Here is a 13856-nt window from a genome sequence, read left to right on the forward strand (position 1 = left end):
CGTCACTCCCCGGCTTCCACGGCGGAATCAGCAGTGGTGCGCAGCACGCGACCCCACGGCTCGGCGGGGTCGTGGATCGCCACGGCGAGTGTCGTGTCGGACTGCCCGTAGTACGCGAACCACTTGTCGCGGAACTTCACGAGCCCCTCGACGAAGGTCACGTTCGAGACGAGCCCGTTCCGGTCCTCGAAGGTCTGTGGGCGCAGCCACGGTTCCTGCAGGCGCGCGATGACCGTGGTCGGCTCGTCGGGGTCGATCGCGATCTGCCCGCAGCGGTAGTCGACGTCGACCGTGCCGTCGTCGTGCACGGTGCGGGTGGCGCCGTTCGTGAGCATCACCAGCAGTCCGTTGTCGGTGACAACCGGCGAGGTGCCGATCTCGACCAGCGCCTCGTCCCACGTGCCCGCCGTGGGCGAGTACATCGGCTCGGTGTCGGGCGTGCCCGGTGTCCAGTGGATCAGGTCGTCGCTCGTGGCCCAGTAGATCGCGCCCTCGCCGAAGTACATCCACCACTTCCCGTGCATCTTCTGCGGCACGATGACCCCGGCCTTCGACCAGTTGAAGCCGCGCGGGTCCATGGTCTTGAAGGTGTCGAAGTCCTCGAACAGCGGCCCGTGCCGGGTCCACGTGCGCAGGTCGGTGGAGGTCGCCAGGCACAGCTGCGCGCTGCGCCGATCCCACCCGGTGTACGTGAGGTAGTAGGTGCCGTCGATCAGCGCGATGCGCGGGTCCTCGCAGCCGAACTCCTCGTAGTCCTCTTCGGGCGACAGGATCGGTGCGTCCTCGCGGGTGAAGTTCACGCCGTCGCTCGAGCGCGCGAGACCGATGTGGGAGATGATGTCGTCGGCGTGCGCCCGGTACAGCAGCAGCACCTCGTCGCCCTCGACGAGCGCCGCCGGGTTGTAGAGGTTCGACGACTCCCAGCTGTCGCCGCGGGGGCGCAGGATCGGGTTGCCCTCGTACGGGGTGAACGGACCGAGGGGGAAGGATGCTCCGGTGAACATGGGTGCCCTTTCTGTCTGGACGGTGTGCGGTCAGCCTTTGACGGCCGCGCCGAGGTCGGTGGCTCGGAAGAACCGCTGGAAGACGATGAACAGGATCACGACGGGGAACGCCAGCGCGGTGGCGCCGGCGAGGATCGCCCCGTTCGGATTCGCCGTGGACTGCGCGACGTTGGAGATGTAGTTGGCGAGAGACACGGCGAGCGGCTGCAGCGTCGCATCCTTCGTGATGAGGAAGGGCCACAGGAACTCGTTCCACGGCCCGATGAAGGTGACGAGGATGACGGTGACCAGCACCGGCTTGATGAGCGGAATCGCGACCGAGGTCAACAGCCGGATCTCGCCCGCGCCGTCGATGCGCGCCGCCTCGAAGATCTCCACCGGCAGCGCCTTGAAGAACTGCACGAAGATGAACACCGCGGTGGTGTTGATCGCGAACGGCAGGATCATGCCGAGGTACGAATCCCCCAGCCCGTAGCTGCGGGTGATCTGCACGTACAGCGGGATCATCAGCAGCTGGAACGGCACCATCTGCACGAGCAGCATCAGCACCCAGATCACCCCGCGGCCGCGGAAGTCGAGACGTGCGATCGCGTAACCGGCGAGCAGTCCGAACACGACGGTCCCCAGCAGCACGCCAGCGGTGAAGACCAGCGAGTTCAGCAGCGAGCCCACCAGGTCGATGCGCGAGTCGATCGCGACGAAGTTGTCGACCGTCCAGCCGCTGGTGGGCAGCAGCTCGCTCGGCGAGTTCGTCGGGTTCTCCTGGAACGCCCCGACCAGCATGAAGTAGAACGGGAAGGCGAACCCGATGGCCGCAATCGTGAGCAGGATGATGCTCAGGATGCGGGGAGCCTTGCGTGTGCGTCTCATCATCGCTCCCTGGTTGCGCGGTTGGCCGCCAGCGACAGCATCCCGACCAGGATCACCAGGATCATGCCGATCGCCGCCGCCGTGTCGGGGTTCTGCTGCTGGATGCCCAGCTGATAGATGAGCAGCACCGGCGTGGAGGAGGCCCCGTCGGGGCCGCCGCCGTTGGTCAGCAGGTACGGCTCGGTGAAGAGGTTGGCGCCGGTGATGATCGAGAGGATCAGCACGAGCGTGGTGGCGCTGCGGACGCCGGGGACCGTGACGTGCAGGAACCTCTTGAAGGCTCCGGCGCCGTCGGTCTCGGCCGATTCGTACAGCTCCTTCGGCACGTTCTGGAGGGCCGCGAGGTAGAGCAGGATGTAGAAGCCGAGCTGCTTCCACGTGACGTACAGCGCGATCATCGGCATCGCCAGACCGCTGTTCACCAGCCACGAGGGGTCAGGGGCGAGCGGGCCGAGGATGGTGTTGATCAGACCGTTGCCCGAGAACAGCAGCATCCACACGCCCACGAGCGAGACGCTCGCCGTCAGGTACGGCACGTAGAACGCCACCCGGTAGGCGGCGACCCAGCGGATGCCGGTGTTCAGCGCCGCGGCCAGCACCAGTGAAAGCACGGCGGTCAGCGGCACGTTGATGACGAGGAAGACCAGAGTGTTGCGGAACGAGTCCAGCACACGCGGATCCGTGAGCACCGTGACGAAGTTGTCGAAGCCGACGAACGGACGCTCGACCTCGACGTTCGGCGCGGTGAAGAAGTAGTCGTGGAAGGCGATGTAGATCGCGAACGCGAGTGGATACGCGAAGATCGCGATCACGAACACGAGGTACGGCAGCGCGAACAGGCCGCCGATCGGTTGCGCACCCAGCCATCGGGTGCGCAACCGCCGGTTGTCGGTCATCAGATCACTCGGCGACGAGGTCGTCGATCTTCGTGGCCGCGTTCCCCAGGAACTCGTCGATCGATTCCTTGCCGAAGATCACCGAGGCGGAGTACTCGTCGCGGAACGCCTGCCAGGCCTCGACCGAGTTGGGGATGCTGGGAACGTCGGCGGTCGACTCCGCCTGCTCGGCGAAGGCCACGTAGTTCGGGTTCGCCTCGAAGTAGTCGGCGTAGTTGTCGAGCAGGTCGGTGCGCATCGGCATCTGACCGGTCTCTTCGAGCAGCTGGCCGTCGCTCTCGACACTCGTGGAGAACTTCAGGAACTCCCACGCGGTGCCCTGGTTCTCGCACGCGGTGAACATCGACACGCTCTTCGAGTCGGCGAAGGTGGTCGGGTTCTCGCGGCCGTCGCTCGTCGGCACCGGCATGAAGCCGACGTCGACGGTCTCGGCGTACGACGGGATCGCCCAGGGGCCGGCGAGCTGCATCGCGGTGGTGCCGGCCGACATCGCGTCGTCGGTCGAGGCCTCATTAGGCGAGAGCTTGTCCTGGTAGAAGGTCGACCAGAACTCGGCGACGGTGCGCCCGGCATCCGAGTCGATCGTGGCCTTGCCGTCCTCGACGAGCATGGTGCCGTCGGTCTCGGCCAGGTAGAGCGGATAGAAGTCGAACCACGGCTGATAGAACTCGCTCGTCGGCGCGGGCCAGATCGCGCTCTGCACGCCCGATGCGACGATCGCGCGGGACTTCTCGAGGAACGCGTCGTGCGTGTTCATCTGCGGGTTCTCGGGGTCGATGCCGGCCGCGGTGAAGAGCGCCTTGTTGTACATGACCATGACCGGGTTCGACTTCCACGGCAACTGGTAGAAGCTGTCGTCGGTGGCGTACGCGTCGACCTCGCCGCCGCGCTCGGTGATGTAGTCGCTGCCGCCCTCCATCGTGCTGAGGTCGACGAGCCCGCCCTGCTTGACCCAGCCCGACACGGCTGCCGGGGCGACGTTGTACACCAGGCACGGTGCGGTGCCGGCGGTGATCGCGGCGGTGATGGCCTCCTCCGACGACGACCCCGCGGGGATCTCCTGCGCGGTGACCTTCTCGTCGGGATGCTCGGCGTTCCAGGCCTCCACGACGGCGGTGCCCCAGGCGACCTCCTGCTCGTTGTTCGAGAGCCAGACGTCGATGGGACCGGTGGCGTCGGCTGTGCCTTCGCCCCCTCCTCCGCCGGATGAGCATCCGGTGGCGACGAGTGCGACGACGCCGATGAGTGCTGCGGCACGGATCTTCTTCATGGTGTCCTCCTCGACACGGGTGATGACGCTGGGGGTGATGCGGATGCCGACTACGGGGTCTGCGCGCCGCCTTCGGTGCTCTGGCGGAAGTGCACGACGTTGCAGTCGACGACCTCGGTGCGCGGGTGTGCGCCGAGGATGTCTGCCCGCAGGAGGCGGGCGGCCGCACGACCTCGCGCGGCGGGGTCCGACGAGACGCTGGTGAGCGCCGGCGACAGATGAGCGGACAGGTGGTCGTCGTCGAAGCCCGAGATCGCCAGGTCGCGGGGGATCACGAGCCCCTGCGACCGGGCGTACGAGAGGCCGGCGATGGCCATGGTGTCGTTCGAGTAGAGGATCGCGGTCGGGCGATCGTCGAGGGCGAGCAGCTCCTCGGTGACATCGCGTCCGCTCGCGGCGGTGAAGTCGCCCTCGCGCAGCAGCTCATCGGTGCCGAGCTCGGCGACGTAGGCGTCGGCCCTGGCGCGCGAGTGCACGTACTCGAGTGGCCCCGAGACGTGGGCGATGCGCGTGTGCCCGACCGCTCGCAGGTGCGCGATGAGCTCGCGCAGGGGGGCGGCGTCGTCGGTGCGCACGCACGAGAAGTCGTGTGGCTGGTCGTAGGCGCCCACCAGTACGGTCGGCAGGCCGAGTTCGTCGAGCAGCGGAACGCGCCAGTCGTCGGTCCGCAGGTCGAGCAGCAGAGCGCCGTCCGCGCGGCCGTGGCTGAGAGTGCGGTAGGCGCGTTCCTCGGCGTCGCGTCCCGACACGACCTGCAGCAGCAGTGCGGTCTCGGTCTCGGCGAGCACCGACTCGACGCCCGCGATGAACGCGGGGAAGAACGAGTCGTTCGCGATGACCTCGGGGTCGCGGGCGAGCACCACCGCTATCGCATTGGCCCGGCTGGTGGCGAGGGCGCGGGCGCTCTGGCTCGGCACCCAGTTGAGCTTCTCGGCCGCGGCGAACACCTTGGCCCGGGTCTCTTCGGAGGTCGGACGGTTGCCGCTCAGCGCATGCGACACGGTGGCCTTGGTGACGCCCGCTTCACGGGCGACGTCGGCGATCGTCGTGCGGCTCATGTCACCTCCTCGGGACCCGGCGCAGCGCGAGTTGAACCGGTTTGCACGAGTGTAAACCGGTTTGCGTAGGCGTGTCAATGGCGTCGGGGGCGGATGCCGGGGGCGGATGCTGCGCCGGATGCCGGGGCCGACGGTCAGACGAAGCGGACGGTCTGCTGCAGGCGGGTGCGCACGTCGAAGAGTTCGTTGCCGCCGATCGCGCGCGCGCCGGGGACTCCCTGGCGCAGCACCGTGCTGAGCGCACTGCGCCGCACGACCACGACCGGCACGCCGCGACTGGTGCCCAGCGGAGTGACGGCCTGCGCGAGGTCATCGTCCGGAAGCACGATGATCGCTCCGCCGAAGCGCACGCGCGCGGCCTTCGCCACGGTCCGCATGCGGGCGAGTGCCGCGGTGACGGGTGCGCGCGTGCCCAGGCTCGGACCGGTGATCTCACCGCGACGGAAGTTGACCACGCCGCCGAAGTCCTCGCTCATCACGCCGTACAGCCCCGACGGGCTCAGCACCACGTGGTCGAGCTTGTCGTCGGCATCCCGGCCTGCGGCCACGTCGTGCCACACGGTGAAGCCCATGCCGAGTGCCGAGACCGTGCGCGCGGTGGACTCCTCGGCCAGAGCGTCGGCGAGCATGCGTCGCAGTTCGCGCGGGGCGCCGCGCACCAGCGCCGGGTCGTACGGGTCGGGCACGTCGACCCCGCGGCCGGCCCATTCGCGGATCAGCACGAGGTACCGCTCGCGGCGCCAGCCGCCCGGGTGCCCGTACGAGCGGGCGCGCGGACGGGTGTCGGTGCGGGCCGACGTCGGCGGACGCCATCCGCTCCACTCCGTGTCAGAGCTGACGCCGGTGCGGCGGTCGTAGGCGGCGCGGCCCTCGGGCGTGCCGATGAGCTCCCACGCACGCTGCACCTGGATGAACACGGCCGCGTCGCCGCCCGTGTCGGGGTGCGTCTGGCGCAGTCGCAGGCGATACGCCCGGCGCAGCTCCGTGTCGTCGACCGACGGCTCGACCCCGAGAACCTCGTAGGCCGACGCAGAGAGCGGACTGTCGAACATCGCACTCCTCTCGCGACCGCGCATCCAACATATCCGTCCCGCTTGTGCGTTCCCCGATCCCCGCCCCCTCCCGCTCCCACCCCTCCCGCCCCCACCCGCCCCCACCCGCCCGCTCCCACCCCTCCCGCCCCCCTCCCGCCCCCGAGTGCACGGGATGCTGCCGAGTGCACGGCGTCCGTGCGCGAAGATCCCATGCAGTCGACGCGATCCCGTGCACTCGGCGACTTCGACGCCGAGTGCAGAGACCGAGATCAAGCCGGGGATGACACGCTCCGAATCGATTCGATACACTGGGATACCGCGCTCTCGCGTACTTCCCCCGATCCGCATCCGATCTCTCTGCGAGCTCCCCCTCATGGCCACCTCCCTCACCACGGGTCGCCCGTGGCGTGTCATCCTCGCCTTCTCGATTCCGCTCCTGCTGGGCAATGTCGTGCAGCAGCTGTACCACTTCGCCGACGCCATCGTCGTCGGGCGGCACCTCGGCGTCGCCTCGCTCGCGGCCGTCGGGGCCACCGGTCCGCTGCTGTTCCTGCTGCTCGGATTCGCGTGGGGACTGACGAGCGGATTCGCGATCCCGATCGCGCAGGCCTTCGGCGCGCGCGACGACGCCGGGGTGCGTCGCTCGGTCGCGACGGGAGTGATCCTCTCGGGCATCACCAGCATTCTGCTCACGGTCGGCGCTCCGCTGATCGCCGGACCGCTGCTGGTGCTGCTGCAGACACCGGCCGAGCTTCTGCGCGAGGCGACGACGTTCACGCAGATCAGCTTCCTCGGCGCGGGCGCGACCATGTTCTTCAACTACCTCTCGGCGATCATCCGTGCGATCGGCGACTCCCGCACGCCGCTCGTCTTCCTCACCATCTCGTGCGTCCTCAACGTCGGTCTCGTCGTGCTCATGGTCGGTCCCCTCGAATGGGGGGTCGGCGGGGCGGCGCTCGCGACCGTCATCGCGCAGGCGATCTCGGTTCTGCTGTGTCTCGAGTTCGTCCGCCGGCGACTGCCGATGCTGCACCTGCGGCGGGGCGACTGGCGCGTCACCCGTGAGGACTTCGCCGAGCACCTGCGACTGGGTCTGCCGATGGGCTTCCAGGCGTCGATCATCGCGATCGGCACGCTCACAGTGCAGGTCGCCCTGAACACGCTCGGCGCCGAGGCCGTCGCCGCGTACACGACCGCGTCTCGCGTCGACAGCCTCGCGGTGGCCATGCTCTCGTCGCTCGGGCTCGCGGTGTCGATGTACACCGCGCAGAATCACGGCGGACGTCGTCCCGACCGCATCCGCCGCGGGGTCATCGAGGCGACCTGGATGTCGATCGGTGCCGGCATCGTGCTGGGCGCCCTGCTCATCGCGTTCGGCTCGACGATGGTGCGGCTGTTCGTCGGCGAGGGGTCCGACGAGGTCGTCGAGCTCGCCCACCTGATGCTGATCGTGAACGGCTGCGGCTATTGGGCCCTGGGGATGCTGTTCGTGCTGCGCGGTGCGCTGCAGGGGCTCGGCCACACGTTCGTCCCGACCGTGACCGGTGTGATCGAGCTGGTCATGCGTGTGGGCGCCGCCGTCGTGCTCGGCGCACTGATCGGGTTCGTCGGTGTCGCGCTGAGCAATCCGCTGGCGTGGGTCGGGGCGATCGTGCTGCTCGTGCCCGCCTACGTCCGCGCGCACCGGGCACTCGGGCGCCTGCCGGTCGCACCGCTCGAGGCGACCGAGACCTCGGCCATGGCGATCATCGGTCCGACCGACGGGTCGATGGTCGTCGATGCGGTCGTCACGCAGCCGGTGCGCACCCTGCGCTCGTCGCGTCTGCGGCGGCTGAGACTGCGTCGCTCACGGTCGCGCGCTCGTCGCTGAGCGCGCCAAAGATCCTCCCGAAGGATGACATCGATCGCACCTGAGACGGATGGCGAATCACCGACGCTTTCCTACTGTGGAGGGTGCGGGTATTCCGCAACGGGGGGAAGTCACCATGTCATCGTTTCGAGTCGTCCACGAGCTGTCCGCCGTCCTGGTGCCCATCGGCATCGTCGGCGCGGTGCTCGCGGTGGTGTGTGCGATCGTCGCGGGGGTGGCGATTGTGCGCGGTGCGGGCGGACTCAGTGGGGGAGCGGTCGGGGTCTGGATCCCGTTCGCGCTTCTGAGCTTCACCGCATCGTTCGCGAATCAGTGGCTGCCGCTCATCGTGGCGGTGGCGGCGCTGATCGCGATGCTGGTACTCGGCGGTGTCATCCGAGCGATCGTGAAGGGTGCGACGTCTGCGTCGTCGCGAGGACGGGTCACGGCTGCCGTGACCGTTCCTTCCACCCTCCCGCTCGTCGCTCCGTGACCGGAGGGTCCGGCTGCCGTCGGTGCTGATCAGGCCGACGGCAGCCGGATGGTCCCGGTGGCGAGTCGCTCGGTGGGCATCCGGTCCCGGTTGTAGGTGATCTCGCTGTAGCCGTGGGGCGTCGGGATGCCGTCGTCATCCAGACTCACGAACACGATCTTCTCGATCGTGAGGATGCGCTTGCGCGTGATCATGTTGCGCGCCACGGCCCGCATCGTCAGCGACGTGCGGCCGAAGTGCGTGGCCTGCAGGCCGATCTCGATCAGGTCGCCCTGTACCGCCGATGCCTCGAAGTTGATCTCGGAGATGTGCTTGGTCACGGCGCGGTAGTTGCCCAGCTGCACGATCGCGTAGATCGCGGCCTCCTCATCGATCCACTTGAGCAGGCTGCCGCCGAAGAGCGAGCCGTTCGCGTTGAGGTCCTCCGGACGCACCCATTTGCGGGTGCGGAAGTTGATCCCGTCTTCGGACCACTGCCATGCCGGCGCCTGCTGCGCGGCACCGCTCTTCTTCTCGTCATCCTTCTTCTTCGCAGCATCTCTCTTGGCCATGTGCCCGAGCGTACGAGCGCCATGAGTCCGCGCTGTTACGCCTCCGTTTCCTGCAGGGAGGCGGGCTCTCTGCTCCCGGCAGAGAAGCTGAGGGCAGAGAAGGGCGTGTGAAGGATCGGGGCGTCGGATGCTGGGGGCATGAGCGAAGACACCTCCCTCCCGCACTTCGGCCCCGAAGCCCGCCGCGAGCTCTTCCACGAGCGCGTGCTCGTGCTCGACGGCGCCCTCGACGACGACAACGGCACCTTGCTCATGACGCAGCTGCTGAGTCTGTCGGCCGAGGATCCCCGCACCGACATCGCCCTGTGGATTCACTCACCCGGGGGATCGGTGCCGTCGATGCTGGCGATCCGCGACATCATGAACCTCATCCCGAACGACGTGGCGACGCTCGCGCTCGGACTCGCCTGCAGCGCCGGCCAGTTCCTGCTGTCGGCCGGGACGACGGGCAAGCGCCGTGCACTCCCGCATGCCCGGATCCTCATGCATCAGGGGTCGGCGGGCATCGGCGGATCCGCGGGCGAGATCGAGACGCAGGCCGATGATCTGCGACTCACGCGTGACACCGTGCTGGGGCTCATCGCGAACGACACCGGGCAGCCGGTCGAGCGCATCTTCGAGGACTCGCTGCACGACCGCTGGTACACCGCGACCCAGGCCAGGGAGTATGGGTTCATCGACGAGATCGTCTCGTCGATCGCGCAAGTGATGCCGCGTCAGCGCGAGCGGGTCGGACTGGGGACGAGCGCATGAGCGGCTACACGATCCCGAACGTCATCGCGCAGCATCCGCGCGGAGAGCGCGTGATGGACGTCTACTCGCACCTGCTCGCCGAGCGCGTGATCTACCTCGGAACGGGCATCGATGCCGGTGTCGCGAACGCGGTGATCGCGCAGCTGCTGCATCTCGACGCCGACAGCCCCGACAGCGGCATCCAGTTCTACATCAACAGCGAGGGCGGGGATCCGGGCGCGGCGCTCGCGATCTACGACACCATGCAGCACATCCGCCCGACGATCGCGACGACGTGCGTCGGGCAGGCCATCGGCCCCGCCGCGCTGCTGGTCACCGCCGGTGCCCCGGGGGACCGGGCGGCGCTCGCGGATGCGCGCATCGTGCTGCACCAGCCGGCCGGGCAGTCGCGCGGCGCGATCCCCGACCTGATCCTCGCGGCCGACGAGGTCGTGCGGGTGCGGTCCGACATGGAGGAGATCCTCGCCAGACACAGCGGCCGCTCCGTTGCCGAACTGCGCGCCGACACCGACCGCGACCGCGTGTTCACGGCGTCGGCTGCGAGGGACTACGGGCTGATCGACTCCGTGCTCGGCGCCCGCGTCGGCTAGGCCGCGAGGGCGCAGGGCTCAGGCCGCGAGGGCGAGCGCGCCGCGCGTGACCGAGACGGATGCCGACACCGGCGCCGAGACCGAGACCGGTGCCGAGACCGCGCCCGAGCGCAGCTCGTCGGCGATGGCGCTGGTCAGGTCGATCAGAGTGGTGTCGAGCGCGCCGGCGATCGCCGCGATCATCTCGCTCGACGGCTCTTTGAGCCCGCGCTCGACCTCCGACAGGTACTGCGGCGAGACGCCGGCCTTCTCGGCCGTAGCGGAGAGGATCTCGTGGCGCTGGTGTCGGCGCCGCCGCAGCTGGTCGCCCAGCAGTTGACGCCAGAGCGGCTCGGGCGGGCCGGGGTGCGGGCGGTCGGACGGAGAGACGCGGGGGAACGGTGCGATGTCGGCCATGCCTCACGATAATTCCCCGCCTCCGGTGGCTTCGAGGGGTTCTGCTCAGAGCAGAAAGGTAGAGGCCACCGAAACGCGATATATCTCCGTTCACATTCATGCCCGATGGGTGTCGACGCCTCGTTGCTACCGTCACAGAGTCGGCGGATCGGATGATCGGGGTGGTGCCGCCGAGGTGTCTTCATCGGGGGATGGGGCACATGCCGGGAGGTGGGCGCGATTCGCATCGCCCCACCTCCCGGGTCCGATCGCACATCGAGAGAAAGCGGAATCGCAGCGCCATGATCAACGGGTTCAAGGAATTCATCCTTCGAGGAAACGTCATCGACCTCGCGGTCGCCGTCGTCATCGGAGCCGCGTTCACGGCGATCGTGACCGTCCTCGTCGACGCACTCATCAACCCGCTGATCGGACTGTTCTTCCAGGCCGGCAGCCTCAAGGACGCCCTGCAGGTGGTGGTGCCCACGATCAGCGGCGGCACCTCGACGTTCTCGTTCGGCCTGATCCTGTCGGCCCTCATCAACTTCCTCGCCGTCGCCGCGGTGGTCTACTTCGTCTTCGTGCTGCCGATGAACCACGTCAAGGGACGCATGCCCTCGGCGCAGGCCGTCGTCGAAGAGAAGGCGCCCGAGCCCACCGAGCGCGAGCTGCTGGCGCAGATCCGCGACCTGCTGAACGACCGCCGCGGGGTCTGATCCGTCACACCCCCCCGCTGGCGCGGCCGATTCGGCGTGCGCCTCCACACACCTGCCCCTCGGCCGTCGCATGGACGAGGCGCGGGCGCGAGCCGTCCCGCCCCTCCCTCCAGGCAGAGGCACTCCCCTCAGGCTCGCGCGAACAGGGACGGAGCCCCGTATGCTCCGTCCCTGTTCCACATGCGCCTCGGTGGTCTGAGAATCACCAATCCCACTCGAGCGTGATCACTCCGGGGCCGAAGTTGAACTCCGCGTGCGACACGCAGTCGCCGTTGAGCGGTACGGCATGGGTGCGCGTCTCGCCGTCTTCCTCGACGATGACCCGGCAGCGGATCGGAAGGCACTTCGGGTCGAAGACGGCGTAGAGCAGAAGCTCCGCCTGCTTCCGCGTCGCGACGACCGACGTGCCGTCCTGGGACTCGAACCCAGGGGGAACGAGAGAGCGGCGTTCGGTCAGTGCCAGCTCGCCCTGACTCAGCGGCGCGCGCAGTCGCAGCGTGGCGCGCAGCAGTAACCGCTCGGCGTCGATCACGACGTCGACGAGGTCGCATCCGATCGTGCCCTTGATGTCGAGCCCTGTGAGCTTCGAGAGCTCAGGCCGGTAGTAGTGAACGGTCGCCTCCTGGGCGCCGTCGCGCCGCGCCTGCCACAGGGTCCGGTTGACCGAGCGCGCGGTCGTGCCGTCGGCATCGAGATAGACCCCGACGGCTCCCGACCGCTCCAGCAGGTCGGGGTCGGGCTCTTCGTCCCCTTCCTGACGCGTCAGCTCGATGAGCTCGGCGTAGGTGCGTTGGCGGGAGCGTCCGACCCGTCGAGACGGCCCGAGTGTATCGCTGAGCTCCCCGTCGTCGAGGTAGAGGATCTCCTCGAGTTCGCGGACGATGTCGATCGATGCGGCACGCTCCGGCCGACGTGCTCCGGACTGCCAGAACGACAGCGTGGAGATGCTGATGTCGTAGCCGCGATCCATGAGGCGCTGACGGATCGATCGCAGCGAGATCTTGCGCCGATCGAGTGCCTCACGCAGGGTCGACGCGAAGAGCGACACAGCCCCCGCGTCGGATCCGGACTCGGTTTCTGCGGACGGTTCCTGCCGGAGGGTCATGAAGGGGATTCTCCTCCATGCGGAGGCTCCCTGTCCTGGGGGTCTGAGGCGCGCGGTCGGCGCCCGGTCTACAGCGCTCGTCTCACCTCGGGCAGCAGCTTGCCGAGGATGCCCCGCAGCTGCTCTCGTTCCGTCTCGGTCAGCGGGTCGAGCACGAGTTCGCGCACCTGCTGGACGTGCTCGGGTGCGGCAGCGCGCAGCACGTCGCGCCCCGCCGGCGTCAGCGTCGCCGAGAGGGTGCGCTTGTCGCTGCGGCAGGAGGTGCGCGCCACCCACCCGCGCTCCTCGAGCGAGTCGAGGGCGTGGCTGAGGCGTGAACGGCTGAGTCCGGCGATCTGAGCGAGCTCGGTCATCGTGACGGCGCCCTGTCCTTGACCGGCGAGGGTGGCGAGAATCGCGTATCGGGAATGGTTCAGGCCGACCTCGTCGCGCAGGGTGCGGTCGAGCACCTGCGGCAGCAGTTGCACGAAGCGGATCACCGGAAGCCAGGTCGCCATCTCGTCGTCGTCGAGGCGACGTGGATGCCGCGACTCCGCCATGGTGCGCTCCTCCTGTGTCGTCACGCTGCCGACAGGTCGATGGTGTGCGCGGTGTGGTCGCGCTTCGCCTGCAGGTATCGGGTGTTGGCCTCCGACAGGTGCACTTCGGTGGGAACCCGCTCGGCGACCTGGATGCCCAGGGCCTCGAGCTGCACCGCCTTGTCGGGGTTGTTGCTGAGCAGCCGGATGCGGGTGGCGCCGACGGCGTGCAGCATCTGCGCCGCGACCGTGTAATCCCGCTCGTCTTCACCGCGACCGAGCGCGAGGTTCGCCTCGTACGTGTCGAGCCCCGCGTCCTGCAGGGCGTACGCGTCGAGCTTGGCGTACAGGCCGATGCCGCGTCCTTCCTGGCGCAGGTACAGCAGGAACCCGCCCTCGGCGGCGATGCGCTCGACCGCCTCGCGCAGCTGCGGTCCGCAGTCGCAGCGCTCCGATCCGAACACGTCGCCGGTGAGGCATTCGCTGTGCGGGCGCACGAGCGGCGCCACGCCACCCGTCGCCATCCGGTCGAGCGCGGCACGCCAGTCACCGAGCCCGAGCAGCAGGTGCTCTCGCCCGTCGACCAGGCCGTCGAACGTGACGACGTCGGCGGTGGTGCCGAACCCGTCCGCGAAACGCAGGGGGACGCGCACGCGGGTCCGCTCGGTGGCGACGGTTGAAGTTTCAATCATGGGAGGTGAAACGCGTTCGGGGTGGGTCTATTCCCGTGAATGCGTCAGAAATCGACACGAGCGGAGTCCGCGATTCCACGAG

16 protein-coding genes are annotated in these 13856 nt (G+C 68.6%); 5 read left to right on the forward strand and 11 right to left on the reverse strand.

Translation table 11 applies throughout. The annotated features are described in order from the left end of the window. Positions 1 to 2: 2 nt before the first annotated feature. From AC2D10_RS12415 to AC2D10_RS12440, 6 genes are all read right to left on the reverse strand, one after another. Positions 3 to 1004 (reverse strand): glycoside hydrolase family 130 protein, encoded by a 1002-nt coding sequence (locus AC2D10_RS12415; RefSeq protein WP_484708086.1) that lies wholly within the window; start codon positions 1002 to 1004, stop codon positions 3 to 5. A gap of 30 nt (positions 1005 to 1034) precedes the next feature. Next, a complete protein-coding gene (locus AC2D10_RS12420; protein WP_484708087.1) occupies positions 1035 to 1877 on the reverse strand; it encodes a carbohydrate ABC transporter permease in 843 nt (280 codons plus the stop codon). Next, complete coding sequence (locus AC2D10_RS12425) at positions 1874 to 2770, reverse strand: carbohydrate ABC transporter permease (RefSeq protein WP_484708089.1); 897 nt, start codon at positions 2768 to 2770, stop codon at positions 1874 to 1876. Before AC2D10_RS12425 ends, AC2D10_RS12420 begins: the two co-directional genes overlap by 4 nt. A gap of 4 nt (positions 2771 to 2774) precedes the next feature. Continuing rightward, entirely contained in the window at positions 2775 to 4040 is a 1266-nt protein-coding gene (locus AC2D10_RS12430) for an extracellular solute-binding protein (RefSeq protein ID WP_484708091.1), read from the reverse strand. A 50-nt stretch (positions 4041 to 4090) separates the two neighbouring features. Then, the gene (locus AC2D10_RS12435) at positions 4091 to 5098 is read right to left on the reverse strand and encodes a LacI family DNA-binding transcriptional regulator (protein ID WP_484708092.1); all 1008 of its coding nucleotides are present in this window, start codon (positions 5096 to 5098) and stop codon (positions 4091 to 4093) included. Between the two features lie 134 nt (positions 5099 to 5232). After that, positions 5233 to 6150: a J domain-containing protein gene (locus tag AC2D10_RS12440; protein WP_484708094.1), complete on the reverse strand. Its 918-nt coding sequence runs from the start codon at positions 6148 to 6150 to the stop codon at positions 5233 to 5235. Positions 6151 to 6505: 355 nt separating this feature from the next. On the opposite strand from AC2D10_RS12440, the gene AC2D10_RS12445 reads away from it, so the two are divergent. Together AC2D10_RS12445 and AC2D10_RS12450 are read left to right on the forward strand one after the other, a co-directional pair. Then, positions 6506 to 8002 (forward strand): MATE family efflux transporter, encoded by a 1497-nt coding sequence (locus tag AC2D10_RS12445; RefSeq protein WP_484708095.1) that lies wholly within the window; start codon positions 6506 to 6508, stop codon positions 8000 to 8002. Between the two features lie 115 nt (positions 8003 to 8117). After that, positions 8118 to 8474 (forward strand): hypothetical protein, encoded by a 357-nt coding sequence (locus AC2D10_RS12450; protein ID WP_484708096.1) that lies wholly within the window; start codon positions 8118 to 8120, stop codon positions 8472 to 8474. Positions 8475 to 8503: 29 nt separating this feature from the next. On the opposite strand, the gene AC2D10_RS12455 is transcribed toward AC2D10_RS12450, so the two are convergent. After that, a complete protein-coding gene (locus tag AC2D10_RS12455; RefSeq protein WP_484708098.1) occupies positions 8504 to 9025 on the reverse strand; it encodes an acyl-CoA thioesterase in 522 nt (173 codons plus the stop codon). A gap of 138 nt (positions 9026 to 9163) precedes the next feature. Between AC2D10_RS12455 and AC2D10_RS12460 the strand changes: the two genes are divergently transcribed. Next, positions 9164 to 9778 carry a ClpP family protease gene (locus tag AC2D10_RS12460; RefSeq protein ID WP_484708100.1) on the forward strand — a complete coding sequence of 205 codons (615 nt, stop codon included), beginning with the start codon at positions 9164 to 9166 and terminating at the stop codon, positions 9776 to 9778. Next, the gene (locus AC2D10_RS12465; RefSeq protein WP_484708102.1) at positions 9775 to 10368 is read left to right on the forward strand and encodes a ClpP family protease; all 594 of its coding nucleotides are present in this window, start codon (positions 9775 to 9777) and stop codon (positions 10366 to 10368) included. Before AC2D10_RS12460 ends, AC2D10_RS12465 begins: the two co-directional genes overlap by 4 nt. Before the next feature lie 18 nt (positions 10369 to 10386). Here AC2D10_RS12465 and AC2D10_RS12470 read toward each other — a convergent pair whose 3' ends face one another. Next, positions 10387 to 10764, reverse strand: a complete 378-nt coding sequence (locus AC2D10_RS12470) for a helix-turn-helix domain-containing protein (protein WP_484708103.1) — start codon at positions 10762 to 10764, stop codon at positions 10387 to 10389. Positions 10765 to 11045: 281 nt separating this feature from the next. Between AC2D10_RS12470 and mscL the strand changes: the two genes are divergently transcribed. Then, positions 11046 to 11459: a large conductance mechanosensitive channel protein MscL gene (gene mscL, locus AC2D10_RS12475; RefSeq protein ID WP_484708104.1), complete on the forward strand. Its 414-nt coding sequence runs from the start codon at positions 11046 to 11048 to the stop codon at positions 11457 to 11459. Positions 11460 to 11661: 202 nt separating this feature from the next. Here mscL and AC2D10_RS12480 read toward each other — a convergent pair whose 3' ends face one another. The 3 genes from AC2D10_RS12480 to AC2D10_RS12490 all read right to left on the reverse strand — a co-directional run bounded on the left by AC2D10_RS12480 (position 11662) and on the right by AC2D10_RS12490 (position 13774). Further along, entirely contained in the window at positions 11662 to 12564 is a 903-nt protein-coding gene (locus AC2D10_RS12480; protein WP_484708105.1) for a hypothetical protein, read from the reverse strand. A 68-nt stretch (positions 12565 to 12632) separates the two neighbouring features. Further along, complete coding sequence (locus AC2D10_RS12485; RefSeq protein WP_484708106.1) at positions 12633 to 13103, reverse strand: MarR family winged helix-turn-helix transcriptional regulator; 471 nt, start codon at positions 13101 to 13103, stop codon at positions 12633 to 12635. A gap of 20 nt (positions 13104 to 13123) precedes the next feature. Beyond that, positions 13124 to 13774, reverse strand: coding sequence for a GTP cyclohydrolase II (locus AC2D10_RS12490; protein WP_484708108.1), 651 nt, complete (start codon positions 13772 to 13774; stop codon positions 13124 to 13126). Positions 13775 to 13856 lie beyond the last annotated feature (82 nt).

The organism is Microbacterium sp. PI-SA-G, assembly GCF_057215335.1.

Excerpts from the sequence above, each read along its gene's own strand:
- AC2D10_RS12415 (WP_484708086.1), bottom strand. The coding sequence starts at position 1,004 with ATGTTCACCGGAGCATCCTTCCCCCTCGGTCCGTTCACCCCGTACGAG.
- AC2D10_RS12420 (WP_484708087.1), bottom strand. The coding sequence starts at position 1,877 with ATGATGAGACGCACACGCAAGGCTCCCCGCATCCTGAGCATCATCCTG.
- AC2D10_RS12425 (WP_484708089.1), bottom strand. The coding sequence starts at position 2,770 with ATGACCGACAACCGGCGGTTGCGCACCCGATGGCTGGGTGCGCAACCG.
- AC2D10_RS12430 (WP_484708091.1), bottom strand. The coding sequence starts at position 4,040 with ATGAAGAAGATCCGTGCCGCAGCACTCATCGGCGTCGTCGCACTCGTC.
- AC2D10_RS12435 (WP_484708092.1), bottom strand. The coding sequence starts at position 5,098 with ATGAGCCGCACGACGATCGCCGACGTCGCCCGTGAAGCGGGCGTCACC.
- AC2D10_RS12440 (WP_484708094.1), bottom strand. The coding sequence starts at position 6,150 with ATGTTCGACAGTCCGCTCTCTGCGTCGGCCTACGAGGTTCTCGGGGTC.
- AC2D10_RS12445 (WP_484708095.1), top strand. The coding sequence starts at position 6,506 with ATGGCCACCTCCCTCACCACGGGTCGCCCGTGGCGTGTCATCCTCGCC.
- AC2D10_RS12450 (WP_484708096.1), top strand. The coding sequence starts at position 8,118 with ATGTCATCGTTTCGAGTCGTCCACGAGCTGTCCGCCGTCCTGGTGCCC.
- AC2D10_RS12455 (WP_484708098.1), bottom strand. The coding sequence starts at position 9,025 with ATGGCCAAGAGAGATGCTGCGAAGAAGAAGGATGACGAGAAGAAGAGC.
- AC2D10_RS12460 (WP_484708100.1), top strand. The coding sequence starts at position 9,164 with ATGAGCGAAGACACCTCCCTCCCGCACTTCGGCCCCGAAGCCCGCCGC.
- AC2D10_RS12465 (WP_484708102.1), top strand. The coding sequence starts at position 9,775 with ATGAGCGGCTACACGATCCCGAACGTCATCGCGCAGCATCCGCGCGGA.
- AC2D10_RS12470 (WP_484708103.1), bottom strand. The coding sequence starts at position 10,764 with ATGGCCGACATCGCACCGTTCCCCCGCGTCTCTCCGTCCGACCGCCCG.
- mscL (WP_484708104.1), top strand. The coding sequence starts at position 11,046 with ATGATCAACGGGTTCAAGGAATTCATCCTTCGAGGAAACGTCATCGAC.
- AC2D10_RS12480 (WP_484708105.1), bottom strand. The coding sequence starts at position 12,564 with ATGACCCTCCGGCAGGAACCGTCCGCAGAAACCGAGTCCGGATCCGAC.
- AC2D10_RS12485 (WP_484708106.1), bottom strand. The coding sequence starts at position 13,103 with ATGGCGGAGTCGCGGCATCCACGTCGCCTCGACGACGACGAGATGGCG.
- AC2D10_RS12490 (WP_484708108.1), bottom strand. The coding sequence starts at position 13,774 with ATGATTGAAACTTCAACCGTCGCCACCGAGCGGACCCGCGTGCGCGTC.